The organism is Thalassospira sp. Z349TD_5, assembly GCF_056173045.1.
In genome coordinates this window covers 4,095,711-4,121,726 of sequence record NZ_CM149654.1, presented here as the reverse complement: position 1 = coordinate 4,121,726, position 26,016 = coordinate 4,095,711, and the positions used below count along the sequence as shown (strand labels likewise).

The following is a 26,016-nucleotide window of genomic DNA, read 5'->3' as shown; positions in this document are numbered from 1 at the left end:
TCCGGCTGTTTCTTCCTTTTTCTGTCAGGCATTTTTGGCGTGCTCGCGCATGGCCAGAAATGCCGTTGTATTAAGCTCTATCGGGCCTTTCCACGTGCCGGCTTCTTTTGGTGACGGCGCGTTCCAGTCAATTTCGGGATGTTGTGGAAAGTTTTCGAGCGATGGCCAGCGTTCTCCCCCAAACAGCTCTTCACGGTAGTCGCCAACCGTCCCCATTGTTCCTGCCGAACCTTCCCTGACTTCCAGGCGGTCGCCATATTTGCGTTTGAGCTCGAACTCGATGCGGTTTTCTACATATTTGGTCAGTTCATCGCCGGTCAGTCCGCGCTGTTCACCTTCACTTTTGGCGATGCCATACTCAAAACCGTAACTCATGTCGTTCGAAACGTTGGCGTTGTCGGTGCCAAAAACGGCGGTGAGTTCCCCATCCAGATAATAGGCACGGGTCACCTGTGCATCGCTGTTGTCATCAAGCCAATTTGATAGGTTGCTTTCCGCGGTTTTTCGGATTTCCTTGAACTCTGCTTGGCGGGTGAGCATACGCTCTTTCCACTCTTCGGCTGTGTATTTGGTGGTGTACTCACCGGTTTGCCCGTCAATCGGCCGAGGGAGAAGCAGCATTTGCGCCCCAGCCAAAGAAAATTGTCCCTGAATATTGACCATTTCTGTGTCTCCTGCTGTCACATGTCTGAAAAAACAAGCAACATCAGTGCCACTCATACGTGTGCTCACGGAATCCTTTGGTATCTGTGGTGTTTGTTCTGTGATGTCGGTCACGCGGGCAAATAAGGTCAAAACCGTTACACTAAATCAGATGGTTAGTGGGAACAAACTGCCCACACCAATGGGGCAATGGCCTCATACTATTGTCAAATGATCGGTTCGTAATTGCCGGGTGCTTGCCAACGCAAAAATACGTCTTATTTTTCGTACAGATTTTTCGCCAAAAGGGTATTCGAGCATGAATTACATCCGTACAGGTTTGTTACTCGCCGGGTTGACCGCGCTGTTTGGTGTGGTCGGCATGATGATTGGCGGGCAGCAGGGCATGATCATCGCCTTGCTTTTTGCCGGTGCGATGAACGTGTTTGCCTATTGGAATTCGGATGCGATGTTGCTTCGGATGCGAAGCGCCCGCCAGGTCGATGACCGCACGGCACCGGAACTGGTCTCGATGGTGCGTGAATTGTCGCAGAATGCCGGTTTGCCAATGCCCAAGGTCTATGTGGTTGAAAATCCACAGCCCAATGCCTTTGCCACCGGACGTAATCCGGAAAATGCGGCCGTGGCGGCAACCACCGGATTGCTCAAGCTTTTGGACCGCAATGAGATCGCCGGGGTCATGGCCCATGAACTGGCCCATGTTAAAAATCGCGATACCCTGACCATGACAATTACTGCGACCATTGCCGGTGCCATTTCTGCCTTGGCGAATTTTGCAATGTTTGCCGGTATCTTTGGCGGTCATCGGAACGACAACAACAATCCGCTTGGCGGCTTTGGTATGATTTTGGTCGCCATTCTGGCCCCGCTTGGTGCGATGTTGGTTCAGATGGCGATTTCACGTACCCGCGAATACCAAGCCGACAAAATGGGCGCCGAGATTTGCCGCCATCCGTTATGGCTGGCCAGTGCCTTGAACAAGCTTGATAAAGGCGTTCACACCATCCCCAATCAGGATGCCGAGCGCAATCCGGCAACCGCGCACATGTATATCGCCAACCCACTGTCGGGAAAGGGCATGGACAGTTTGTTTTCAACCCACCCCGATATGGCCAACCGCATTGCCCGTCTTAAGGCCATGACTGTTCCGGTGACAGATCAAACAGTTGATCAACCTGCTCATTCTGGGCCGTGGCAGACACAGTCTCGCAATCAGAATACCCGTCGGCAACGAAGACGCCCTTGGAACTAAAACATAAAATAATGCCGATTTATCAGACATTTGTCAGTATTGATTATGTTTTCGGGTGGCGAACTCCTATCCTTCAGTATCGTGAAAACCGGTATTGAGTGCATTGACCCCAATTGACTCGCGGCAGACAATGGACCCGTAACTCTTTGTCGGGCTTTTGTTTTCCAATTCGCAATGCGTGATCACGGATAAGGGATGTAATGGCTGGTTTCTGGTCTGTCGTTGGTCTGGCGATCAAATCGCTGTTCGCAGGCCAAGACGCAAACGGGCATACTGGCGACGTTGTGGCATCTGATTCTGATGTGACAACGTCAGAACCGGAACCGTCATACCGCTATGCCATTGCGCGCTTTTCCGGTGCCAACCCTGCTAATGCCAATCCTGCTAATGCGAGTGCTGCAGGGGGTGCAACACCGATCAGCCCTGAACAGCCTGATGCCATTGCCAATATTCTTTCGCGCAGTCTTGCATCGATTCCAGACAGTCAGGTCGTTCTGGTAAATCAGTTTTTTGCGCCGAACCCCGATGTTGCGGATCCCTTTCAGGCCATACGTGAAACTAAGCTTGGCGCATTGAACGTTGCCCATCAGCGTGATGCGCAAGCAATGTTCTGGGGAAGGCAAAACGATGTCACCGGCCAGCTTGAAGTTCACCTGATCAGCGATGAACTGGCATCGTCGCTTTATGGCCTGATCATGCCGCTGACCCATTGTTTCAAGCTGCCTGAACATCACGATACGACAGAAGCCCTGCGTATCTTACTTTCCGCGGAACTTGTTCATCAGGCGCGCGGCAGTGAAATGCGGTCCCAGCAGATGGCGCGCCTGACCTCGCACCTTGAAGATCTTCTGGAACGCATTCAGAAGGGCGATACGTTTGATGCGCCGGGTCCCGGCGTGGCAACGGCCTATGCCTTTGCGGCCTATGTTCTGGCTGAAACCGGTGATCGCAAGTATTGCGCGACGGCGATGCGCGTGATTGAGCCCCAAATCCGTCAAATTCTTAAGGCCGCCGGGGATCAACCTGTCGAGAAGGCCGCCGTGAAGGCTGCGTCGTCATCGGGGCTGCTGGGCGAAAAACTGCACCATAAGGAAGTCGTCGTCAAAGAAGCCAGTACCGAGGAACTCATTGCCGGGATCAGCGATTTTGACAAGGTCAACTTTCAGAAAACAGCCATTCTTGCGCTTTATGGTGGGTTGGTGAATTGGTCGTTGGTCAGCAACATGCAGGCAAGTACGGGAACCTTGGCCATCGCACTCTGGAAGTTCCTTGTCCGGCGCTTTGAATTGACCGGCGGATCGGCCGCCGACTGTGCGACGGCGATTTGCCGGGTGGGCGAAGCATTGGTTGCTCATGCCAAAGAAACCGAAAACGCCAAACTCGCCGATGGTGGTGTCGTGCAGTTTCGCCGGGCAATTGGCATGATCAGCAACCGGTCGCATGCGGCACTGTATGCCATTGCGGCCTATGGTCTGGCGGAGTCCATCGTCGCATCGGCCCTGATCAATGATATCCATATTCCCGACGAACAGGTCATTCCTGTGTATCAGGCATCGCTCAAGGTCTGTGCCCGGCGTGATCAGCCCTATATCTGGGGGCGGACAATGTTTGCACTGGCCTCGGTTCAACTGATGAATGGCAGCCAGGGCAAAGATTCAAAGATGACGGGGCTGGCGCGTGTAAGCTTCTCCCAAGCGTACGAAGCTTTTATCGATGCCGGGGCCAAGGGTGCTGCGCGTGCGGCATCCGGTGGCTATACCCGGGCGGAAAACATGCTGTCCCAGTTGTCCCATCGCAAGGCCGTGATGGATGCGACCGGGGGTGAGAACAATCAGGAATCCACCGGGTCCTGATCGATCATTGGTTTGATCTTGGGCATCCTGTTTTTGCGATGTCGTGACGGTTTTCCTTGGGGCAAGTTTCATGCAGGCAAAAGAAAACCCCGCAGCTTGCACTGCGGGGTTTCTGACTGCGAATGCGTGACGCATTCTACTCGCGGCTTGCGCCGAAGAAGTGCAGCAACATGATAAACAGGTTCACGAAGTCAAGATACAGACGCAGGGCACCGAACAGGGCTTTCTTGCCCGAGGTCGCGGTGTCGTCATGTTCGTGATACTCTTCCTTGATGCGCTGGGTGTCATAGGCGGTAAGGCCCGTGAAGATCAGTACACCAGCAGCCGAGATGATGAACTGCAACATCGTGCTCGCCAGGAAGATGTTGACCACCATGGCAATGATGATGCCGATCAGACCCATGAACAGGAAGCTGCCCCAGCCCGACAGATCTTTCTTGGTGGTGTAGCCAAACAGGCTCATCGCACCAAAAGTACCTGCGGTGATGAAGAAGGTCCGGGCAATCGATTCACCGGTATAAACCAGGAAGATCGATGAAAGCGACAGACCCATCAGGGCGGCATAAATCCAGAACGTCGTCTGTGCAGCGCCAAAGCTCATTTTGTGAATGCGCGCGCTCAGGAAGAACACCAGCCCGATCGGGGCCAGCATCACAATCCACTGCAGTCCTGTACCGAAAATAGCCTGCATCAGGGTTGGGCTGGTGGACACTGCCATCGCGACCACACCGGTCAGAGCCAGTGCGGATGCCATGTAGTTATAAACACTTAGCATATAGGCGCGGAGACCTGCATCGATCTCGGCCGCCGACCGGCCAACCGAGACGTCATAGCCGCGTTGACGCGTTTCAAAAGCCATTGAAATCCCTCTTTGATCCAATTGTGAGCAGAATACTGATAGTATCCTGCAATGATCAAAATATGGCAGAATTTCCACGAAAAGCAACGGTTTGCCCGATTGATGCCCCTTGCGGGAATATATGTTGTGATCTTGTTCACTTCGCGCTTGGAGGCGACAATCGCTCAAAAAAGCGCTAATATGCTTGAATGCAGGGGGTAATCGCGCAGTGACAGCAAGATACAAAGGCTCAACCTGCCATGTCCGGGCCAAGTTTGATCAAAAACGTTAAGCGACTTCAAAACCTTATCGCCGAACGCCTGTCTTGGCGTTTATCGGGATTAAGCATGGCTGCGCTTGCGGGTTTGGCGTTGTTTTGTATTGTCTTGCCAAATGGCGGTCGGGCCCAGAATGCCAATCTGACGGCAAACCCGGATTCGGGCGCCATTCCGGTTTTTACCGACAAATATCCTCAATCCGAATTTTGTGCCGATCCCGATCAGGCCGCACCTTGTTCTGTTGCGCCGGTCGATGTGCCTGAATTTGACGCCAGTTTCATTTACCGGTTTTTGGCCTATGAAGCCCAACGACCTTTTGACCGGTTTTCCTGGCAATCCTTTGTTGCGGTGACCTCATCTGATCCAAATGGGAACGGTCTTGCGCGGTGGGAAACATATCCCACAAGACGCGATCTGTTTTCCGAGGTTGCCATGCCAAGCCCGGCCTGCCGGGATGGTCTGCCCGACGGGGCTCTGCTGTTGGCAAGTCATGTGCAATCAAGCGGTGACATTCTGGTCGATCAGGCAGGCAACTTCATTTTGTATGAAACCCGCATTAACCCGGTTGCGGCCGATTACATTCGTCAAAACGGACTGGACCACGAATCCGGACGTCTGGGTTTTGCCAATGCCGGGCAACCGGTTGATTTCCCGATGGGGCATGGTCCCAACACCCGCGTTTCAAATACCGGCAATTTTGCCAAAGGCGTGATCAAGACGGCTTCGGCTTCGGCGTCTGGCTCTACTGATGCTGTGGTTGCCGATGCGGCTGTAGAAGCGCGCAAAAACAGTGTCATGGGCGCACAGCTTTTGAAATTTGCCTGGCGTATTTTGCCCGATGGACTGTCAGGAAATCGCTATTTCACCCGTGCGGCACGCATTGCCTTGGATGGGGATGTTACTCTTGATGGTAAGCCCGCCTGCCTTGATGTGACGGTCGGGCTTGTCGGAATGCATCTGGTTGAACGCGTGACCAGTGGCAACGGAGATCGCTGGATCTGGTCGAGTTTCGAACATGTCGGGACTGTGCCGCTGGCGGCCAACGCGCGACGCCCCAACAGCATCATCACCGATACACCGTTTGCTGATGGCTGTCTGGCCCCCGATCCGGTTGGGCTCCAAACCCCGACCGACGGGTTCCTTTTTTATGGGGGCCGAACCGGGGCAGGGGGGCAGGCCAATCAATCCATTCAGTCGGACCTTCGATGGGATGATCATGCACCATATGCCCGCACGGTGTCGGGGGGTACTGTGGTGCCGCCCGATATTGTTAGGTGTTGGCGATTGTTTTCCGGAACGGCCGAAGCCAACTTTGTCTGGCAAACCAAACTGGAAGGCACGGTTTGGGCAAATTACATGCTGCTGGGCACGCAATGGATCGGCAATCCGGGTGGGGCCCCGTTTGGTGTTGGCGAAGTGCCGCGTTTTCTAACCAACAGTGCCCTTGAAAGTTTTATCCAGCATCATAGTGATGCGACTTGTCTTGGTTGCCATGTCAATGCGGTAAGCGACGCCGGGCAAACGGCCAACTTTACGTTTCTGCTCGATCCCGCACGTTAGGGCCCTGACCCTAAGATACCTTTACTGACCGTTGCTCAGACAGACCTTCCAATTTTCTCTGATTGGCACTAGCATGCTGCGAAAATCTGCTGCAGCCAAAAAACAAATAACAGTGGCAGATACAGGGAGGAAACATGCTGGTCTGTCGTGATGATTACGCGACGGTGCGCTCGGAGTTCGTCTGGGATGTGCCGACTTATTTCAATATTGGTGTCGATGTCTGTGACAAATGGGCCGACGATCCGGATCGGCTGGCGCTGATGTATCGTAGGCGGGACGGGTCCCGCCGTGATTACAGTTTTGCCCAGATCAAACGACTTTCAAACCGCTTTGCCAATGTCATGCGCCGCCATGGTATTCGCCGGGGCGACCGGGTCGGGATTTTACTGCCGCAAAGCCCCGAAACCGCGATTGCCCATGTTGCGACCTATAAAATGGGTGGCATTGCTGTGCCGCTGTTTACCCTTTTTGGTGTTGATGCGCTGGAATACCGGTTGGGCAACTGTGCGGCCAAGGCACTTGTCACCGACCGCGAAGGCGCGGCAAAAATTGCGGAAATTCGCGATCTTTTGCCCGCGCTGGAATATGTCTATGTGATTGATGGTGCGCCCGATAGTTGTTTTGATTTCAAGGCGCTGTCGGCGGAGGCCAGTGATCAGTTCGAACCGGTCAAAACCCGTGCCGATGAACCGGCCCTGATCATTTATACATCAGGCACCACCGGCCAGCCCAAAGGTGCCCTTCATGCGCACCGGGTATTGCTGGGCCATTTGCCCGGTGTCGAAATGTCACATGATTTCTTTCCCAAAGACAATGATGTCATGTGGACGCCTGCCGACTGGGCATGGATCGGTGGGTTGCTTGATGTGCTTTTGCCATCTTGGCATCACGGGGTGCCAGTCGTCGCCCACCGGTTTGAAAAATTCACGCCCGAGGCTGCCTTTGAATTGATTGCCGAGTTCGGCGTGCGCAATACCTTCCTGCCACCAACCGCGTTAAAGATGATGCGGGCGGCTGGTGATGATGTGGCGCAAAAATTCAACTGTAATTTACGCTCTATCGCAAGTGGTGGTGAAACGCTTGGGTCGGAACTCCTTGATTGGGGGCATCGGGTTTTCGGTGTCACGATCAACGAGTTCTATGGTCAGACCGAATGCAACATGGTGGTCAGTTCCTGCCAGTCGATCATGGCACCCAAGCCCGGTGTCATGGGCCGTCCGGTGCCGGGGCATGATGTCGCGGTGATTGATCTGGATGGCAATGTGCTGGGTGCTGGTGAGATGGGCCGCATTGCCGTGCGTGCGCCCGATCCGGTGATGTTTCTGGAATATTGGCGCAATCCGGACGCCACACAGGAAAAATACATCGGTGAATGGTTGCTGACCGGCGATATGGGCTGTGTCGATGAAGACGGCTATATCCGCTTTGTCGGGCGTGATGATGACGTCATCAGTTCAGCGGGCTACCGCATCGGCCCGGGCGAGATCGAAGATTGCCTGATTGCCCATCCGGCGGTGCGCATGGCCGGTGTGATTGGCAAACCCGATCCCCAGCGCGGGCAAATCGTAAAGGCCTTTGTCATTCTTGCCGATGGCTTTGCCCAAAGTGCCGAGCTTGAAGACGACATCAAGCAGTTTGTTAAAACCCGGCTGGCCGCTCACGAATACCCGCGCGAGATTGCCTTTCTTGATGAACTGCCGATGACGACGACAGGCAAGGTCGTTCGGCGGGCCCTGCGCGATTTGGCGCAACGCGCATTGCCCTAAACCAAAAGGGGCCGGTCAGTGATGTGACCGGCCCCTTTTTATGTGTTCGTGAGGTTTGCTGTGCGTGCTGTGTTACTCGTTACGCAGCAACGGTGCTGCTGGGCTGCGCAATGCCTGCCACGTGCCGACAAAGCCGGCTGACAGGGTGGCAAACAGCCCAATGGCAATCGGACCCAGTATCGTCGCGGGCAGAAGCGTCCAGGACGCCCCCATCACCAGCACAAGCACCGACCATGCGGCGATGGACCCGACCAGCGCGGCCAGAACCCCGGTCGCCAGCCCAAGGATGCCGTATTCCAGCGCATAGGCATAAAGGATGTTGGCCCGTGTCGCGCCCAGTGTCTTAAGCACCACGGCATCATAGATGCGTTTGCGCCGACCTGCGGCAACTGCCCCGGCCAGCACCAGCACACCGGCAACAATCGCAATCATGCTGGTCGCATTAAGCGCGGTACCAATTCCGGCCAGAATGGCATTGGCGGCTTCAAGCGCTTCGCGCACCCGGATGGCCGATACATTGGGGAAGTCTATCCCGATCATGCGATCCACCGGTTCTTCCATATTGCGCGGCATATGGGCGGTGGCAATCAGGCTATAGGGGGCCTTGTCGATCAGGCCCGGCGAAAACACCATGGCGAAATTCATCCGCAGGCTCTGCCACTCGATTTCGCGCCAATTGGCGATCTCGGCGGTGATGTCACGCCCGAGGATATTAATGGTCAATGTGTCGCCCGGCTGAAGGTCAAAGGCATTGCCGATGTCCGCACTGATCGATACCAGCGGTTTGGAGGCATCATTATAATCTGATGGCCACCAATCGCCGCGTACCAGTTTGGTTTCGGGTGGCGGTACGGCAGCAAAGGTCAACCCGCGATCACCGCGCAGGAACCAGCGATCATCGCCCGGTCCGACATCTTCGGATTTAACGCCATCAACCGCGGTGACACGCCCGCGCAACATCGGTGTTTGTTCGACATCCGAAACATTATCCTTTGCCAGAAGCTGGGTGCGGAACGCGTCGATCTGGTCAGGTTGAATATCAAGGAAGAAGAACGCCGGGGCAGATTCGGGCAGGTTCTCATTAATCTCGTTATCAAGGTTGCCCTCGATCCCCGAAATGGTCACCAAAAGGGTCAGACCAAGCCCAAGCGACAGGGCGACCGGAACCGTGCTGGCGCCTGGTCGGTGCAGATTGGTGAGTGCCAGCCGTGAAAAGGCATTGCGTCCGGTGGTAAACCGTTTCGATAAGGATACAATTGCCCGTCCGGCATAGGTGAAAATCACAATCGCTGCTGCCGACCCACCGATAAAGCCAAGGGCGATGGTCTTATCGGTCGCAGTCATCACGGTCAAAATCAGCAACAGCACAAGCGGCGCGCCGATATAGGGCAGGTCGCGTTTGCGTACCGGGCTGCCACCCAGCAATCCGGCACTGGCACGGAACAAACGTGCGGCCGGAATTTCACGCGCCCGCAACAACGACGGCAGGGCAAAGACCAATGTGGTCAGAATGCCAAAGCTGGTCGCAATAAGCAGCGACGGCAAGGCCGGGCCCAATGTGACATCAATTGGCAACCGCCCGGCCAGAAGCGGGGCGACAATCGCCGGGGTCACCGCCCCGATCAAAAGACCGATGGCAATGCCGATAACGGCCAGTACAAGGATTTGCAGGAAGTAAATCCGCAACACCAACCCATGCGATGCACCCACCGATTTCAAGGTGGCGATCACGGATGTTTTGCTTTCGATATGGCTGCGCACCGCATTGGCCACCCCAATGCCCCCGACCAGAAGGGCGGACAACCCGACAAGGGTCAGAAACAGGGTCAACCGTTCGATAAAGCGGCGCAGTCCCGGATTGGCGTTGGCGGTATCGCGCACACGCCACCCGGCATCTTCAAACTGTTCATCAAGCCGTTCACGAAACGCAGTGGGCGTTTCACTGCCCTTCAAATCCAAAGCGTAATAATAGCGGATCAGGCTTCCGGGTTGCACCAGTCCGGTCTGCATCAACGCGTCCTTGGACACCATTAAACGCGGACCAAAGTTGAAAAAGCCAACCGCCTTGTCGGGTTCGGTGGTGATGACGCCGCGAATTTGCACGTCGATGTCACCGAGTTTCACCGTATCGCCAACCTTGATCTTAAGGCGTTCCAGCAATCCGGCCTCGGTCACAGCCCCCCAAACACCGTCTTTTTGATCAAGACTTCCGGCAAAGGGAATGTCATCGGCGAGTTCCATCTCGCCAAACAGCGGATAGGCATCATCAACGGCTTTAAGCTCAACCAAACGGCGTTGATCTGGGCCATATGCGGTGGTCCGCATGGTCGCAAGTTGCCCGACCCGTTCGGTATTATCGCTCAGCCATTCAAGCTGTTGGGGCGTGGCATCCGTATGGGTCAGGCGTAACTCAACATCGCCACCCAAAAGCTTCCGCCCGTCACGCTCAAGTGCCGATAGAACGGATTCCGAAACGTTTCCCACGGCCGCAATCGCGCCAACGCCCAATGCAAGACAGGCCAGGAAAATCCAAAAGCCGGACAAGCCGCCGCGCAATTCCCGGCGACAGACTTGCCACGCAATAGACCACAGGCGGTCTGCGCCGTTGCCACCATCCGATGCGTTTGTCGTGCGGCTCATGAGTGCTCTTCCTGCTGCGTAACGATTTCACCATCGCGCAGCATGATGGTGCGGTCGCACCGGTCGGCAAGATTGGGATCATGGGTAATCAAAAGCAGCGTCGATCCTTTGCGCTTGGCCAGATCAAACAGCAATTCAATAATCGTTTCGCCGGTCGCCCCGTCAAGGTTCCCGGTCGGTTCATCGGCCAGCAACAACTCGGGATCGGTGGCAAGGGCGCGGGCCAGCGCAACACGTTGTTGCTCGCCGCCCGAAAGCTGGCCGGGGTAATGGCCAATCCGGTGACCCAGCCCGACGGCTTTAAGTTCCTGCTCGGCCTTCTTAAAGGCATCCTTGCGCCCGGCAAACTCCATCGGAAGTGCAACGTTTTCAAGTGCACTCATCGTCGGGATCAGGTGGAAGTCCTGAAACACGATGCCAACATGATGGCGGCGATACAGCGCCAGCCCGTCTTCATCAAGCGTGCGCAGATCATTGCCACACACTGTCACAACGCCTTCTTGGGCTTGTTCCAGCCCGGCAATCACCATCAAAAGCGACGTTTTGCCCGATCCGGACGGTCCGACCAGACTGACGCGTTCGCCTGCCTCGATTGAAATGTCGATCCCTTTCAGGATTTCAACAATGCCCGCCGGGCCAGCCAGACGCAGTTTGAGGTTCTGCACATCAACGGTTTTGCTACGTTCCTGTTGTGATGCGACGGTGTTTTCATCCGGGATCGAGGCAGTTTCAGTAACGCTCATCTGGGGTCCTATCGGGCTTAATCCATTGCAAGAACAAGAATGCGGTCTAAATATTCATACGGAACGAAAGGCGTTTGGTTCAAACAGGTCTGGTTTGACATGCGCCGTTTAAAGGTAACCATAAGGTAACCGTTTCAACAAGTAACAGGCATATAAGTATGGGATGTGTAATGAATTTTGGCTTCGGGCAAGGGTGCAGTGTAATCAAGTTCACTGCAAATCCGCTATGGCGTGCCGCGCGGTTTGTCTCGCGCAGCAGTGTAATCCTGTTTGGGGTTGCGGCCATTTTCCTGTCTGCACCTGCCAATGCCAATGCTCGTGAAAACAAGCCACAAACCCTTGTGTTATTTGGCGATAGTTTGATGGCGGGCTATGGACTTTCGCAAGAAAACGGCTTCGCCTCCAAGCTTGAAGCCGCCTTGAAGGATGCCGGACATTCAATCAATGTCGTCAACAGTTCCGTCTCCGGTGATACCACAGCAGCAGGCTTGGCGCGGCTTGACTGGGCCTTGGTTGATAAACCCGATGCGGTGTTGCTTGAACTTGGGGCCAATGACGCCTTGCGCGGCATGGAACCAGCCCAGACCCGCGATAATCTGGCTCAGATCATCGAAAAATTGCGCGCAATGGACATTGATGTTTTGCTGGCCGGCATGATGGCTCCGCCCAATATGGGCAGGCAATATGGCGATGAATTCAACAGCATCTATCCCGATCTCGCAAGCGAGTATCAGGTTGATTTATATCCATTTTTCCTTGATGGCGTCGCGGCCGACCCGACCCTTAATCAGGATGATGGCATGCATCCCAATGCAAAGGGTGTCGATGAAATCGTCGGGCGTATCCTGCCAGATGTTGTTTCTATCCTCACATCGGGGTCTTAACCGGCGCGGCATCCCCCGGTTTTACCACGACATCTCTACGACGAGAAATTTTATGATTTTGCCAAACAGGCTGCATCGATCTGATGTGGCCTGTTTTCAGTTAAGCCGGAAATCCCCAAAATCACATGTATTACAGTCGGTTGCGAAGCTTCCAGTTTTGGTTCTTTGGCAAAAAGCGCAAAAAAAGCCACTAAAATCTGTCTGAGTCAGCAATTAAAACTGCATACGTAGATAGAATTCATACGCTTATCGAAATGATTGCCGCTGTCTTGGCATTGTATCCCGTAAGAACACCAAAAATCATCACTAATATGTTATATATCAATTAGTTATATCGTATTCAAAGTTGCTTATTTTAACCGCAAAAGCATCAAAAACCCGCCTGAAATCGCTCTGAACAGTGGGATGAGTGTAAAATTAACACTCCATTTACTTTCGGTTATGTTCCGAATGTTCGATGCCGTAACTGCATATGTAGTTTTGAGGTTGGCAAGATGGAAACAACGACGCCATTTTTACTTCAAAAGGTCGATTTGGCCCCTGCGCAGGACCTAAAATCAAACGCGATGATTCATAATGATAGTTCTTATGATTCAACGCTTTAGAGTAGTCTGGCAAGTTATCCACTGCAAAGGCCTGTGGATAAGTTTGTTGACTATCTTTTCATCAGACAAATAAACCAAACGCGCCGGGAATCGTTAATATCCTTGGTATATCAGGCGTTTGAGTTCTATCAGGCAGTCCCGAGTCGCGGTTTGACGACCGAATAGGGCCTGTGGATGAATCGGAAGCGATTCAAATTTTGACTGCAAATGCAGTTGCCCAGCCCGGAATCCGTCGATAGACTTTATCCGTTCAATGTCCGGCGTGCGCCGTCAAAACACTGATATAGTATTATAAATCAAATGCTTGTGGGGAATATTCGTGACCACACCGGGCGTCAAACAATCCTATACCATTCCCTGTTCGTCGGTTTTCCGTGATGCGGTGCAGGCCTTGGCCGAACGGCGCGGGGTGAATGCTGCCGATCTTGCGCGCTCCGTGATGCTGATTGTGCCGGAAAAGGCGATTGATGATTATGAGGATCCGGGCGATCCGCCCAAGTCGGACCGCGAAACCATCGTTTTGAAATCTGGCCCGGCCGAAGGGCGTCCGTGGCGCAGAAAGCCGCGCCTGCAATTGCGCCTGCCGCCGGGGTTTTCCATCATCATGGTGCGTAAGGCGTTGAAAATGGCCCTGGATTTTGACACGGGCGATGTCAAAATGCGGGTTGAAAAATCTGATATTCTTGCCGCTGAAAGTGCCGCCCTTGAAGAAGCCCGCGCCCTGAAAAAGCGTCAGGCCGAACCCCCGGTCGAACTTTTGCAATCGCGCGAAGAACTCGAACGTCTGCGTCAGATTGTCGATAATCTGGCGTTTGATCCGCTTGATCGCGGTGTGACCACCTTCAACGAGGCCCTGCATGTCATGGGGTTTGCGCCAAGTGCACGGCCGGATTTACGCGAAATTCGCACCAAATATCGCGTGCTTGCCGCCATCCATCATCCCGACAGCAATTACGGATCGCACCAACGCATGACGCAACTTAATGCGGCAATGGATCTGCTGCGACGCCATATAACCTAGGCTCAGGTAACCTAGGCTCACGTGGGTTTTTTGACGGCGTATCTTGAGAACACCAGACCGCAATGCTTAGATATGAATAAGGCCCCAGAAGGGTCCAACATGGAACATCGGGAGAATGCATGACGGGGGAATTTTGCGCGGCACATGCCAGTGGTGAAAACTGGGCAGCAGTGGCCTCCGAACTGGCCGATCAACTTCAGTCAACACCTTTGCCAGAACAGGCCTTGGCGTTTTTGTATGTCACCGAGGCGCTTTCCGATGATCTGGGCAGCATCCTGACCTTCCTGCGGTCCCGTTTGTCGATCGAACACTGGACGGGCACGGCGGGCATTGGTGTTTGTGGATCGGGTCGGGCCTATTTCGGGGTTCCGGCGGCATCGGTGCTGATTGCGCCGTTTGCCAGTGAGGATTTTCATGTTTTCGAACCACTGAAAACCGATGCGGATGTGGATGCGCCGGAATTGCAAAAGGCCATCGACCGCCTGCAACCGATTTTTGGTTTGGTGCATGGTGATCCGGGCGCACCCCAGACATTATCCACCCTTGGCGAACTGGCGCGTGTTGGCTCGACCTATCTGGTCGGTGGCATCGCATCGGGCGAACGCGGCGCGCCACAGATTGCTGACCGTGTGGTGGACGGCGGATTATCGGGTGTTTTGTTTGATGCCAAAACCGCCGTTCAGGTCGGCATCACGCAGGCCTGCACCCCTGTCGGTCCAGTGCATCGCGTGACCGAAGGGCGCGAAGGCATCGTTTCCACGCTCGATGACCGCCCTGCCCTTGAGGTGCTTAAAGAAGAGCTTAATTCCGATGGCAGCGAGAATTCCATCGCATCGGGCCGTTACCACGTCGCCCTGATGATCCCGGGCTCGGACACCGGCGATTTTGTCGTGCGCAATCTTCTGGGCGTTGATCCGCATAATCACATGATCGCCATCAGCGGTGATGTGCAGGCGGGTGATGCGGTTCGCTTTGTCCGGCGTGACGGCGCGGCGGCCGAAGAAGACCTGCGCCGTATGCTGAATGATGTGCAAAAACGCCTGCCGGGAAAACCACGCGGTGCGCTGTATTGTAGCTGTGTCGCCCGTGGGCCGCATTTGTTTGGCACCGAAAGCCGCGAAATGATGATCATCCGCGATGAACTTGGTGATTTGCCGCTGACCGGGTTTTACGGCAATGGCGAAGTCTGTAATGACCGGTTTTATGGCTATACCGGGGTTTTAACGCTGTTTGTTTAAACACGCACCCGTTTGGAACGCTTTGCAACAGCGATATAAATTCAAGGCACCCTGACATTTTTTGCTGTGAAAGGTTCCATCCCCGGCCTGACAGGATATATTCAATCCATTGAAAAATATGCGCACCCCACCCGGGGTGTAAAAGGGGATTGATACATGGAATACCGTCGATTGGGACGTACTGATATTGATGTCAGTGTTATTTGCCTGGGTACGATGACCTGGGGCCAACAGAATACGCAAGATGAAGCATTCGAACAGCTCGACTACGCGACCTCGAACGAAGTCAATTTCATTGATACCGCCGAAATGTATCCGGTTCCGGCAATGGAAGAAACCTTCACCAAAACCGAAACCATCATCGGCAACTGGCTGGAAAAACGCGGGCGTCGTGATGATCTTGTGATCGCAACCAAAATCGTCGGCCCTGCCGAACGTTTTGGCTATGTCCGCGGTGGGCCGCGTTTGACCCGCGATCAGATCAATGAAGCCATCGACGGATCGCTCAAACGTCTTAAAACCGATTACGTCGATCTGTATCAGCTCCATTGGCCGGACCGAAATTCCAACTTCTTTGGCAAACTGGGCTATGTCCATGACGCGGACGAGGATTTCACCCCGATTGAGGAAAGCCTCGAAGCCCTTGATGGTTTGGTCAAGGCCGGTAAAGTCCGTCACATCGGCCTGTCGAATGAAAACCCATGGGGCTTGATGAAGTTCCTTGAACTGGCCGAGAAAAAAGGCTGGCCGCGCGTGGTATCGGTTCAGAACCCCTATAGCCTTCTGACCCGTCAATATGAAGTCGGCATGGCCGAATGTTCGATCCGCGAAGATGCCGGTCTTCTGGCTTATTCACCGCTCGGCGGTGGGGCTTTGTCGGGTAAATATCTCGGCGGGGCGCGTCCAGAAGGCGCGCGTTCGTCGATCTGGCCGCAGTATTTTGCCCGTTACCTGACCGAAAATGGCATCAAATCGACCGAGGCCTATGTCAAACTTGCCAAGGACAATGGCCTTGATCCATCCCAGATGGCGCTGGCCTATGTCAATTCGCGCCCGTTCCTGACGTCAAACATCATTGGCGCGACCAGCATGGAACAGCTGAAACTCAATGTCGGATCGGCCAAAATCACCCTGTCCGAAGACGTTCTGTCCGAGATTGAAAACATCCATCAAACCTGGCCGTATCCGTGCCCGTAAGGCACAGATATACGCGCAGGTAACGGGGAAGGCCGCCCGATTGTCGGGCGCCTGACCCCACCCAAATGTGAAGGAGACGGCGCATGGTAAAGCAGATTTTTGGTAAGGAAACCGATCTTGGTGCCTTTTCCGTGCGCCGCGTCCTGCCGCACCGTGATGTGCGGTCGGTCGGCCCGTTTGTGTTTTTCGATCATATGGGGCCGGCTGATTTCAAACCCGGCGAGGGCATCGACGTTGCCCCGCATCCCCATATTGGTCTTGCCACGGTGACCTATATTTTCGAGGGCGCCATTCGCCACCACGACAGCCTTGGCAGCCTGCTGGAAATCAAGCCGGGCGATCTGAACTGGATGCACGCCGGGCGCGGGATCACCCATTCCGAACGTGAAACCGACGCGGTGCGCAACAGCGTGCACAAGCTTGACGGGCTGCAATTATGGGTCGCCGTTCCCGAAGAAGACGAAGAATCCGACCCGGAATTCTTCCATGTGGCAAAGGACGATTTGCCGATCATCGAAGATGCCGGGCTGCACATGCGCCTGATCGCGGGCGAGGCATTCGGGAAAACCGCCCCGGTGCCGGTCAAATCCAAACTGTTCTATCTTGATGTTCACATGGACGAAGGCGCACAGCTTTTGCTTCCCGGCGAAAATCAGGAAGCCGCCCTTTATGTTGTCTCGGGCACCTTGCGCATTGATGGCGTGGCCTATGCGCCGCAGAGCTTTATCTATGTCGCGCCCGAAGAAATCCCCGATATTGTCGCGCAAAGCGACTGCCGGGTGATGTTGCTGGGCGGCTTGTCGGTTGGCTATCGCCATCTGTGGTGGAACTTTGTCTCAAGCTCCAAGGAACGCATTGATCAGGCCAAAGCCGATTGGGCGGCGGGCAACTTCCCGCAAATCGACGGCGAGGATGACATCATTCCGCTTCCGGGCCGATCAACTGGTTGAATGCCGTTTGATCGCATTCCCCCATTCCGTTTTGAGTTTTGAATATGCGTTTGTTTGTTGGCGTCGAAATACCGGCTGATATCGCAGCCGATCTTTACCCGTTGGCGCGCGGGATCAAGGGGCTTGATGCCCAAACCCCGGAAAATATGCACATCACCCTTAAATTTATCGGCAATGTTGATCCCGGTTTGGCGGTCGAAATTGATCAGGCGTTGGCAAAAATTGCCTTTGAGCCGTTTGACCTTTGCGTGCAGGGCCTTAATATTTTTGCATCAACCCGCAAAATCCGCATTTTCTGGGCCGGGGTCAAGGATCAGCCGCTGATGCGCCAATTGGCTGCACGGGTAGAAAATGCGCTTCTTGCGCTGGAAGAATGCCCCGATATGGACATGCGCAATTTCACCCCGCACATCACGCTCGGCCGCAACCGCAATGCCGCGCGCGCCACCATTGAGCAAGCGGTTGCCGATCATGGCGATGTCAGCTCGCGGACGTTTACCATTGATCGTTTCTGCCTGTATGAAAGCCATTCCACCGCCGATGGCCCGGAATTTCGGGTGGTCGCGGCCTATGATGGGACGGACGGCCAAAATGGCACTGGTGACACACAGAACTTCCGCGATGATCAGGCGTTTTTAGAACGCAAAATGTTAGGAGAAATCGAATGAAGCTTGGCTTTATTGGCACCGGCGTCATCAGTGATGCCATGATCCGGGGGCTTCTTTCGACCGACGATGCAGTTTCCGAAATCATCGTTTCGCGCCGTGGGCGTGAATTTTCGCAAAAGCTGGCGGCGGAGTTTGACGCTGTTCGGGTCGAAGACGACAATCAGGCGATCATGGATGCCGCCGATATCGTGTTTCTCGCCGTGCGTCCGCAAATCGCCGAGCAGGTCTTAAGCGGCCTCAAGGCTCCCGCCAACACCCAAATCGTCAGCCTGATCGCCACCATCCCGATTGCAAAGCTGCAAGGCTGGATTTCCGGCGGGGCCTCCTTTGACCGCGCCATCCCCTTGCCCTCGGTCGCCCATTGTAATTGTGTGACGGCGGTATATCCCGGCGCACCTGATGTTATCGCCCTGTTTGAAAAACTCGGCGGGGCGGTTGCCGCCGATACCATTGATGCCTTTGACGGGTATGCGGCAGGCAGTGCATTGATGGCGACCTATTTTGAAATCCTTGAAAGCTCTGCACAATGGATGGTCGCACATGGATCGGATTATGCCGACGCCAGACGCTATCTCGCCGCCCTGTTTGCCGGGCTTTCTGACAACACGATCAAATCCCCCGATCAAAGCTTTGCCGCCTTGGTCGAAGGTCACTCGACACCGGGGGGCCTAAACGAACAGGTCGCGCAAACCTTTATGCGGCAAAAGGGCGGGGCGGCCATCCACAGTGCCCTTGATGACGTCTTTGCCCGGATCAAGGCTGCCTCAAGCGGCAGCTAAATCATCGCACCGAACAAAAACGGGCGGCCTGTATAAGGGCCGCCCGTTCTATTTTTTGTCTTTATATATCTTGGCGTAGTTTCGGGCCTAGGCTGCCGCTGCTGCGTTCTGATAGCCAACTGTCAAACGACGTTGCGGATTGTCGCCTGCCTCTAAGATATCGACCATCGCCACCGCGAAATCGGCATAGGAAATCCTGGCCATCCCATCATGATCGGGGATCAGCGTCTCCGTACCGCGTACATACTGTCGGGTTTTATCCCCGGCAAACAGCATGGCGGGCGGGCGCAGGCAGGTCCATTGCACATCGTCATACTGATCAAAGAGTGCATCCTGCGTGGCGCAGGCCTGGGCAATTGGCCGCACGGCATCGGGCAGGAAATCCGGTGCACTCAGAACTGTATGACCACTGCCATCCGCCAGTTTCAGGGTTGCCGCCCCACCAGTGATATAAATCGGGATGCCGGTCTGACGTGCGGCGGTAAGCAAGCATTCGGTCATGACGGCCAAAAGCTGTTCCTGACCTGACACCGGGCGCACGGCGCTGATCGCGATATCATGATCGGCCATAATGCCCGCCACCAGATCGGGGCTTTCAAGAATATCGACCTGACGTCGTGTAACCGTTTCTGGCAGTGACGCAAGGCGGTCGGTGTTGCGCGCAATGGCTGTGACTTGATGCCCGCGCATGATTGCTTCGGTCACCACTTCACGTCCGACATCACCGGTTGCACCAAAAACGACAATTTTCTTTGGCGCCGTGGTTTTGAAAGTGTGTTTCGTTTTGTCAGCGTGTTTCATTTGGGGCGTTCCTTTAAGTGTGGTTCGGTATTGTCATGAGTTTGCGGCCGGTTTGACCGGGGGGACGATGTTGGCCTTGATCGGTGCGGGACGTGCGGCGCGTTGTCCGATCCAGATGCTGGCCAGAACAATCACCACACCGGCGATCTGGGTTGGGCTTAACTGCTCGCCAAGGATGATCCAGCCCAGCAACACCGCACTGGTCGGGCTGAGAAAGCCAAAGCTTGTCACCGTGGCCGGACCCAGTTTGGCAATCCCGCGAAACCACAGATAATAGGTCAGTGCCGCCCCGATCAGGCCAAGCCACGCCAGCCCGGCAAGGTTTTCAAGCGTCGGGACCGGAAACGATGGCTCCAAAATCAGCGCAACCGGGATCAGAAGCACACCGCCCGCCGTGAGCTGCCACGCGGTAAAGGTCAGTGGGGAAACGGGTGGTTGCCATTTGCGGGTTAACACCGTGCCTGCGGCCATTGAAAGGGCGCCGATGGTGGCACTGGCAATGCCAACCGGATCAAGCGTTGCGCCGGGATCAAGGACCAGAAGTGCGACACCAAAGATCCCGGAAATTGCCGCGATGATCCCGGCAACCTTGATGGTGCTTCCCAAGGCAAAGCGCGCCAGAAACAGAACAAACAACGGCTGAACCGCGCCCAGTGTCGCCGCCACCCCGCCCGGCAGGCGATAGGCCGCCAAAAACAGCATCGACCAGAAAATCGCAAAATTAAGCGCGCCAAGGATCAAAACCTTGCCCCACCACCCCGATTGCGGCAATTGGCGGACAACAAGCAACAGGATCAAGCCCGCCGGCAATGCACGCAGCAGCGACACGGTCAGCGGATAACCATGCGGCAGAAGCTCGGTGGCAACGATATAGCTGCTGCCCCAGATCGCCGGGGCAAGGGCGGTAAGCAATAAGTCTATTGTTCGGTTCATCGGCTTCCTCCATTTATCTTGACGTCAAGGTATATTGATAAATCTTGACGTCAAGATAAATTTTTGCCATCACCATCGCCATGGACCAGGTAGATCGCATTTTGGCGCAGTGGCATCAGGAACGTCCCGATCTTGATGTGACGCCAATGGGAATGTTTGGCCGCTTCGGGCGGCTGCGTTCCGTTTTAATGTCGGGATTGGATGATATCTTTCGCGCCCATGGCCTGAGTGCGGCAAGCTTCGATGTGCTCGCCACCTTGCGCCGTTCCGGCCCGCCCTATGCGCTCAGCCCATCTGACTTGATCGCATGGACAATGGTAACATCGGGCACCATGACCAACCGGCTCGATAAGCTTGAACAGGCCGGATTGGTCTCACGCGAAAAGAACCCGGAAGACGGACGCGGCTTTGTCATCGCGCTCACCCAAAAAGGCCGCAACCTGATTGACGCCGCCGTCACCGACCATGTCGCCAACCAGCACCGCCTTGCCGAAGGCCTGACGACCGACGAGCAAAGCCAGCTTGATGGTTTGTTGCGCAAATGGTTGGCTGCAATGGAGGCGGACGGCAGCTAGGCCGTTCTAATCATAAACTTTGCCGGGGGATAAAAGCTCAAACCCGGAAATTTCAAACTCATATAAGCCCGATCCGTCAGGCTTTTGCGCACGGGCAATCAATTGGCCGTCTGGATTGCGAAAAACGGCATGTGCAGTATGCAACGTCCGATAACAATGAGAACCGTCTGGATAGATATATTTGATCATCGTTGCCTCTTATTCAAAGGCGTAACGATACCCTGACGATCCTGACAGCATGGTATCAGTAAGGTGCCCAAACGCCCGCAGCGCTGGATTGGTAATTTAAATGTACATACAATAAAATTGACAGTCTATTTTATTGTATGTACATTTATTTGTCGGAACGAGGGGCGACAATGTACGAATGGGACAACAACAAGAACAAGTTAAACGCCGAAAAACATGGCGTCTGGTTTGACGAGATGGATGGCTTTGATTGGGATAGTGCTGTTGTAAACTCGGACAATCGCCACGATGAAAAACGGTGGACCGCCATTGGATATATTGGGGATCGGCTTTATGTGGTGGTTTTCGCCCTGCGCGGCGAAAAAGTCCGGGTTATCAGCCTTCGCAAAGCAAACGAACGAGAGCAAAAGAGGTACTCAAATGTCTGATCGCGAAAACGAAACTGACCGCGACGAAGCCCCGGAACTTGACGAAGAATGGTTTAAGAATGCCCGCAAGGCGTCTGAAGTTCTGCCTGATTTGGTGGCGCGGGCGAGGGGGCAGCGTGGGCCGCAAAAGGCCGCCACGAAAGAACGTGTGACGATCCGCCTTGATGTTGACGTTCTTGAAGCGTACCGGGCCGGTGGCAGGGGCTGGCAAACCAGGCTGAACGACGATCTGCGGGCGCTAAAGGAAAAGGAAATGGCGCACTAAACAAAACTTGCCCATGCGCCGGGGTGCAGGTTGAGGTAGAAGTTCTACTGTTCTGACCAGAACCTCTTCTTGGCAAAAGCCTTGCCCGAGCCGGATTTGAAATATTTTTCCAGTGATCTTGCGTTCTGCTCGGTTTCAACCGCGACATAGGAAAGCAGTTTTGGTGGCAGATACTTTCGGGTGGAAACGACATCGCCATTCTGATGCGACGCAAAGCGACGTTTCAGGTCATTGGTTGACCCGACATACACATCATCATTTGAAAGTCTGAGGAAATAAACATACCACATCGGGTAATCTGCCTCCCTGCGCCAAGGCTTCGGGAGACACCCAATGCCATTTTGGCTCCGTGTGGCCTGCCACCCGAAGCCCGCAGGGCATAGGGTGGCAGAGAGGAGGGGATTCGAACCCCTGAGGGGCTTACACCCCAACACGCTTTCCAGGCGTGCGCCTTAAACCACTCGGCCACCTCTCCACATGCGATCTATATATCGCGAAAGCGGGCGGACATTAGCCGACCCTTCCTTGCTTGACAAGGGCCAATCAGCCTCTTTTTTCACTTTCGGGAAATCGCCCCCAAAACAGGGCTGACGGCGGCTTTGATCAAGGCTGTCAGGGTTGAGAAAACGTGGTCTGGCGCAATCTTTACTTCTTATTGAGGTCTGATGACTAAGGTTTCATGTCAGGGTTCTCGACCTGCAAGATAAATAACACTGAAACCCTGCAACACTTTACGTCGGCGGGGTCTTGCCGTTAGGGTGTCTGCATAATTTTCTAATATACCCATCCTTGCGGGGTGGTGCGGAGAAGACAATGTGGTTTTTCAGGGCGTTGGGATGGTTGTTGCTTTTCGCCAGCATTGCGGTGCTGGTCGATGGTTCCATCACGGCGCTTCAGACAGGTAGTTTTCGTCTGGCAGCCGCCGGAGAGCTCTGGTATCGCCTTGATGCCGGAAGCCTGAACCTGTTGCAATCGGTCATACAGCGTTACGTTTCGGTCTGGATCTGGGACAATATCTTTGTCCCCGTGCTGCTGGCCCCGGCCCTTGTGGTGCTGTTTGTGCCAGCCGTCGTGTTGCTGGTGCTGACCCGCAAACGCAAACGTCAGCGGATCTTCTGATTTCCAAACGATCATCAATCTGAAATCTCGCAATCTTTGTGCGGGGCTGTTTGCGGGTTTAGCCCAATGTCGGCTTGTCTGTCGTTTCGTCAGGCGGCACACTGTCGCCAACTATTCCCGACCACGGACAGGCAGCAGGCATGAAAGCATGGATTTGCACCGCATTCGGTGAAGAACCGCAGTTGATCGAACACCCTGATCCGGTGGCCGGCCCAAACGCGGTGGTGATTGAGGTTGTGGCCTGCGGGGTTAATTTCGCCGATAGCCTGATCCTGCAAGGAACCTATCAAAAGCGCCCCACCGGCGCCTTTTCCCCCGGTTTTGAAGTCAGCGGCACTGTGATGGAAATCGGCGATGATGTGCGGGGCATCGCGGTGGGGGATCGTGTCATGGCCCTGCCTGATTGGGGCGGCTATGCGACCCGGATTGCGGTCGATGCGTCCCTTGTCATGCCGTTGCCAGATGAAGTTCCATTTGACGCAGCAGCAGCCTTTCAAATCGCATATGGTACAAGCTGGTTTGGTTTGAAATATCGCGCCAACGTGCAGCCGGGCGAGATTGTTCTGGTCCATGGTGCTGCGGGTGGTGTTGGGTTAACCGCGGTTGAATGCGCCAAACTGCTGGGGGCGACGGTGATTGCGACGGCGGGCGGGACGGCAAAATGCCAGATCGCGCGCGACCACGGTGCCGATTACGTTATTGATTACAAAACGCAAAGCATCCGGGACCGGGTGCGCGACATTGTCGCCGGGTTGAGCCGCCCGTCAGGGATGAAAGATGGGGTTGATGTGGTCTATGACCCGGTTGGTGGGGATGTGTTTGACCAAAGCCTGCGCTGTGTGGCACCCGGCGCGCGCATCTTGCTGATTGGCTTTGCCAGTGGCACCGTGCCGCAAATCCCGGCCAATATCCTGCTGGTTAAAAATATTGCCGTGCTGGGCTTTTATTTTGGCGCCTATTTACTGCAAAATCCCGACCTTGCGCGTGCCGGCATGGCGGAACTTGTCGCGATGTTGTCGGCGGGTAAAATCACTTCGATGATTTCACGTCGCTATCCCTTGCCGGACGCCATGCAGGCCCTTGCCGCGATTGCCGATCGCACAGCAACCGGCAAGCTCGTGATCACCTGTCAGGACGCCTAAGGTGGCTGTTGTTTCAACAAAGTCTGATATTAAGCAAATCGCCGGATTTTATTAATTAATTCCTTGGTATAGGATGGCGCTGTCCCACTCGATGATCTACTGGAACCCGCGGTAATGCCCGACGACAAAAAAATGCCTGATGCTGTGTCATCGTCTGCCAAGACGCGCGATCAGTATGAAAGCTATCCTTATCCGGCACGCGATCCGGGGGACGAGGATAAGCGCCTGATCACAGGCTCTCCGGGCAACTGGGATGAGGTGGTGCATTTTGTTTTTGGCGGGCGCGACCCTTCCGCCAAGGGCAAAATCAGGATTTTGGTTGCCGGTGGTGGGACCGGGGACGCCTTGGTGATGCTGGCCCAGCAGGCCCGGGACCGTAAGGCCAAGGCGGAAATTGTCTATATCGATCTGTCCGAAAGCGCGCGCGCCATCGCCGAGGCGCGGATCAAGCGCCGCAATCTTGAAAAGAACGTCACCTTTGTCACCGGTTCCTTTGTCGATCTGGCGGCTGAGTACGGCCCGTTTGATTATATTGATTGCTGCGGGGTGCTCCATCACCTGCCTGATCCGGATGCGGGATTGCGCGCATTGTCTGATGCGCTCAAACCCAATGGTGGCATGGGCTTGATGGTCTATGGGGAGCTCGGGCGCACCGGCGTCTACCATATGCAGGAAATGATGGAACGCATGAACGCCGAAGCCGGTGGGGCGCGGCGTTTGAATTTCGGCAAGGCGCTGTTTAACAGCCTGCCGGGCACCAACTGGCTGAAGCGCAATCCGTTTGTCGGTGATCATGTCCACGGCGGCGATGCCGGGTTTTATGATCTGTTGCTCCATCAACAGGACCGGGCCTACCGGGTGGATGAGGTGTTTGATTTCACCGAACAGGCTGGTTTGCGTCTTCAGAACTTTGTCGAACCGATGCGCTATGACCCGACCACCTATTGTTCGCGCCATGATGTGCTTGACCGGGCGGTGCATGTGCCGTTTCGCGAGCGGGCCGCCCTGGCCGAACTGATGGCGGGCAATATCACCAAGCACACATTTTACGTGGTGAAGGCCAAAAACAAGGTCAAACCGCCGATGCCATCCGAAGACGCCATTCCGTTCTTTACCCGCGTGGATGGGCCCGCCTTGGCACGATCGGTGGCCAAAACCGGCAACATCAAAATCACCTTTACCGGTCTTGCCGTGACCCGCACCATGCCCGCTGCCAGCCCGGCGATCCTGTCGCGGATTGATGGCAAGCGCAGCATCGGCGAGATTTACAAGATGTTTGATCCCAAGCCGGAAAAATACGAATTCAACGCGCAGTTTGCCGTGATGTATTCCGTACTGAGTGCGGCAAACATCATGTATTTGCATTTGCCCGAAAAGAAGTAAGGCGGACCTGCTTTGCGTCGTTGCGCAAAAAGAAAACCGGTCAACAGGGATGTGACCGGTTTTCATATACGCACGCTCCAACGGGGGAAGTTGGAGTTGCGTTCAGGGAGATCGAAACATAAGCGCCTTATTTGGCGCTGGGGATTCTCAAAGCGCTCATTAGCGCGTCAATAACCTGCAAGGGGAATGAAAGTGGCCCCTGAAGGCGAAACATACGGGCAGACATTTTAAATCTCTTTGGTTTGG

The 26,016-nt window shown here is 54.8% G+C and carries 24 protein-coding genes and 1 tRNA gene; 17 read left to right on the top strand and 8 right to left on the bottom strand.

Annotated features, from left to right (window positions below; all coding sequences use genetic code 11):
• Window positions 1-24: 24 nt before the first annotated feature.
• Window positions 25-663: a hypothetical protein gene (locus AC0VXT_RS18930; protein ID WP_475546656.1), complete on the bottom strand. Its 639-nt coding sequence runs from the start codon at window positions 661-663 to the stop codon at window positions 25-27.
• Between the two features lie 298 nt (window positions 664-961).
• Here AC0VXT_RS18930 and htpX point away from each other — a divergent pair, with 298 nt between their 5' ends.
• Window positions 962-1,915 carry a zinc metalloprotease HtpX gene (gene htpX, locus AC0VXT_RS18925; protein WP_412777874.1) on the top strand — a complete coding sequence of 318 codons (954 nt, stop codon included), beginning with the start codon at window positions 962-964 and terminating at the stop codon, window positions 1,913-1,915.
• Between the two features lie 200 nt (window positions 1,916-2,115).
• A complete protein-coding gene (locus AC0VXT_RS18920) occupies window positions 2,116-3,768 on the top strand; it encodes a hypothetical protein (RefSeq protein ID WP_475546655.1) in 1,653 nt (550 codons plus the stop codon).
• 136 nt (window positions 3,769-3,904) lie between these two features.
• Here the strand turns inward: AC0VXT_RS18920 and AC0VXT_RS18915 are convergent, their stop codons facing one another.
• Window positions 3,905-4,627, bottom strand: a complete 723-nt coding sequence (locus AC0VXT_RS18915; RefSeq protein ID WP_102783778.1) for a Bax inhibitor-1/YccA family protein — start codon at window positions 4,625-4,627, stop codon at window positions 3,905-3,907.
• 326 nt (window positions 4,628-4,953) lie between these two features.
• On the opposite strand from AC0VXT_RS18915, the gene AC0VXT_RS18910 reads away from it, so the two are divergent.
• Together AC0VXT_RS18910 and AC0VXT_RS18905 are read left to right on the top strand one after the other, a co-directional pair.
• Window positions 4,954-6,444 carry a hypothetical protein gene (locus AC0VXT_RS18910; protein ID WP_475546654.1) on the top strand — a complete coding sequence of 497 codons (1,491 nt, stop codon included), beginning with the start codon at window positions 4,954-4,956 and terminating at the stop codon, window positions 6,442-6,444.
• 134 nt (window positions 6,445-6,578) lie between these two features.
• Window positions 6,579-8,210, top strand: a complete 1,632-nt coding sequence (locus tag AC0VXT_RS18905) for an acyl-CoA synthetase (RefSeq protein WP_475546653.1) — start codon at window positions 6,579-6,581, stop codon at window positions 8,208-8,210.
• A gap of 72 nt (window positions 8,211-8,282) precedes the next feature.
• On the opposite strand, the gene AC0VXT_RS18900 is transcribed toward AC0VXT_RS18905, so the two are convergent.
• On the bottom strand, window positions 8,283-10,850 hold the full coding sequence (locus AC0VXT_RS18900; RefSeq protein ID WP_475546652.1) for an ABC transporter permease: 2,568 nt from the start codon (window positions 10,848-10,850) through the stop codon (window positions 8,283-8,285).
• On the bottom strand, window positions 10,847-11,593 hold the full coding sequence (locus AC0VXT_RS18895; RefSeq protein ID WP_475546651.1) for an ABC transporter ATP-binding protein: 747 nt from the start codon (window positions 11,591-11,593) through the stop codon (window positions 10,847-10,849). The genes AC0VXT_RS18900 and AC0VXT_RS18895 overlap by 4 nt, the downstream gene beginning before the upstream one ends.
• A 170-nt stretch (window positions 11,594-11,763) precedes the next feature.
• On the opposite strand from AC0VXT_RS18895, the gene AC0VXT_RS18890 reads away from it, so the two are divergent.
• The 7 genes from AC0VXT_RS18890 to AC0VXT_RS18860 all read left to right on the top strand — a co-directional run bounded on the left by AC0VXT_RS18890 (window position 11,764) and on the right by AC0VXT_RS18860 (window position 18,935).
• Entirely contained in the window at window positions 11,764-12,477 is a 714-nt protein-coding gene (locus tag AC0VXT_RS18890; RefSeq protein ID WP_475546650.1) for an arylesterase, read from the top strand.
• Between the two features lie 924 nt (window positions 12,478-13,401).
• Window positions 13,402-14,103, top strand: a complete 702-nt coding sequence (locus AC0VXT_RS18885; protein WP_475546649.1) for a J domain-containing protein — start codon at window positions 13,402-13,404, stop codon at window positions 14,101-14,103.
• A gap of 119 nt (window positions 14,104-14,222) precedes the next feature.
• Window positions 14,223-15,341 (top strand): FIST signal transduction protein, encoded by a 1,119-nt coding sequence (locus AC0VXT_RS18880; protein WP_475546648.1) that lies wholly within the window; start codon window positions 14,223-14,225, stop codon window positions 15,339-15,341.
• Between the two features lie 156 nt (window positions 15,342-15,497).
• Complete coding sequence (locus AC0VXT_RS18875; RefSeq protein WP_475546647.1) at window positions 15,498-16,538, top strand: NADP(H)-dependent aldo-keto reductase; 1,041 nt, start codon at window positions 15,498-15,500, stop codon at window positions 16,536-16,538.
• An 83-nt stretch (window positions 16,539-16,621) separates the two neighbouring features.
• Window positions 16,622-17,488 (top strand): pirin family protein, encoded by an 867-nt coding sequence (locus AC0VXT_RS18870; RefSeq protein ID WP_475546646.1) that lies wholly within the window; start codon window positions 16,622-16,624, stop codon window positions 17,486-17,488.
• 44 nt (window positions 17,489-17,532) lie between these two features.
• Window positions 17,533-18,156 carry an RNA 2',3'-cyclic phosphodiesterase gene (gene thpR, locus AC0VXT_RS18865; protein WP_475546645.1) on the top strand — a complete coding sequence of 208 codons (624 nt, stop codon included), beginning with the start codon at window positions 17,533-17,535 and terminating at the stop codon, window positions 18,154-18,156.
• Entirely contained in the window at window positions 18,153-18,935 is a 783-nt protein-coding gene (locus AC0VXT_RS18860; protein WP_475546644.1) for a pyrroline-5-carboxylate reductase, read from the top strand. The genes thpR and AC0VXT_RS18860 overlap by 4 nt, the downstream gene beginning before the upstream one ends.
• Before the next feature lie 87 nt (window positions 18,936-19,022).
• Here the strand turns inward: AC0VXT_RS18860 and AC0VXT_RS18855 are convergent, their stop codons facing one another.
• A complete protein-coding gene (locus AC0VXT_RS18855; protein ID WP_475546643.1) occupies window positions 19,023-19,736 on the bottom strand; it encodes an NAD(P)-dependent oxidoreductase in 714 nt (237 codons plus the stop codon).
• Window positions 19,737-19,769: 33 nt separating this feature from the next.
• Complete coding sequence (locus AC0VXT_RS18850; RefSeq protein ID WP_475546642.1) at window positions 19,770-20,669, bottom strand: EamA family transporter; 900 nt, start codon at window positions 20,667-20,669, stop codon at window positions 19,770-19,772.
• An 80-nt stretch (window positions 20,670-20,749) separates the two neighbouring features.
• Between AC0VXT_RS18850 and AC0VXT_RS18845 the strand changes: the two genes are divergently transcribed.
• From AC0VXT_RS18845 to AC0VXT_RS18835, 3 genes are all read left to right on the top strand, one after another.
• Window positions 20,750-21,244, top strand: coding sequence for a MarR family winged helix-turn-helix transcriptional regulator (locus AC0VXT_RS18845; protein ID WP_475546641.1), 495 nt, complete (start codon window positions 20,750-20,752; stop codon window positions 21,242-21,244).
• A 359-nt stretch (window positions 21,245-21,603) separates the two neighbouring features.
• Entirely contained in the window at window positions 21,604-21,861 is a 258-nt protein-coding gene (locus AC0VXT_RS18840) for a BrnT family toxin (protein WP_350040883.1), read from the top strand.
• Window positions 21,854-22,126 (top strand): BrnA antitoxin family protein, encoded by a 273-nt coding sequence (locus tag AC0VXT_RS18835; RefSeq protein ID WP_475546640.1) that lies wholly within the window; start codon window positions 21,854-21,856, stop codon window positions 22,124-22,126. The genes AC0VXT_RS18840 and AC0VXT_RS18835 overlap by 8 nt, the downstream gene beginning before the upstream one ends.
• A 44-nt stretch (window positions 22,127-22,170) precedes the next feature.
• On the opposite strand, the gene AC0VXT_RS18830 is transcribed toward AC0VXT_RS18835, so the two are convergent.
• Window positions 22,171-22,416, bottom strand: a complete 246-nt coding sequence (locus tag AC0VXT_RS18830; RefSeq protein ID WP_475546639.1) for a GIY-YIG nuclease family protein — start codon at window positions 22,414-22,416, stop codon at window positions 22,171-22,173.
• Window positions 22,417-22,511: 95 nt separating this feature from the next.
• Window positions 22,512-22,601, bottom strand: a tRNA-Ser gene (locus AC0VXT_RS18825).
• A gap of 338 nt (window positions 22,602-22,939) precedes the next feature.
• Here AC0VXT_RS18825 and AC0VXT_RS18820 point away from each other — a divergent pair.
• The 3 genes from AC0VXT_RS18820 (at window position 22,940) to AC0VXT_RS18810 (ending at window position 25,770) form a co-directional block, all read left to right on the top strand.
• Window positions 22,940-23,245, top strand: coding sequence for a hypothetical protein (locus tag AC0VXT_RS18820; protein ID WP_022732676.1), 306 nt, complete (start codon window positions 22,940-22,942; stop codon window positions 23,243-23,245).
• Between the two features lie 140 nt (window positions 23,246-23,385).
• Complete coding sequence (locus AC0VXT_RS18815; RefSeq protein ID WP_475546638.1) at window positions 23,386-24,387, top strand: NADPH:quinone oxidoreductase family protein; 1,002 nt, start codon at window positions 23,386-23,388, stop codon at window positions 24,385-24,387.
• A gap of 114 nt (window positions 24,388-24,501) precedes the next feature.
• A complete protein-coding gene (locus AC0VXT_RS18810) occupies window positions 24,502-25,770 on the top strand; it encodes a class I SAM-dependent methyltransferase (protein WP_475546637.1) in 1,269 nt (422 codons plus the stop codon).
• Window positions 25,771-26,016 lie beyond the last annotated feature (246 nt).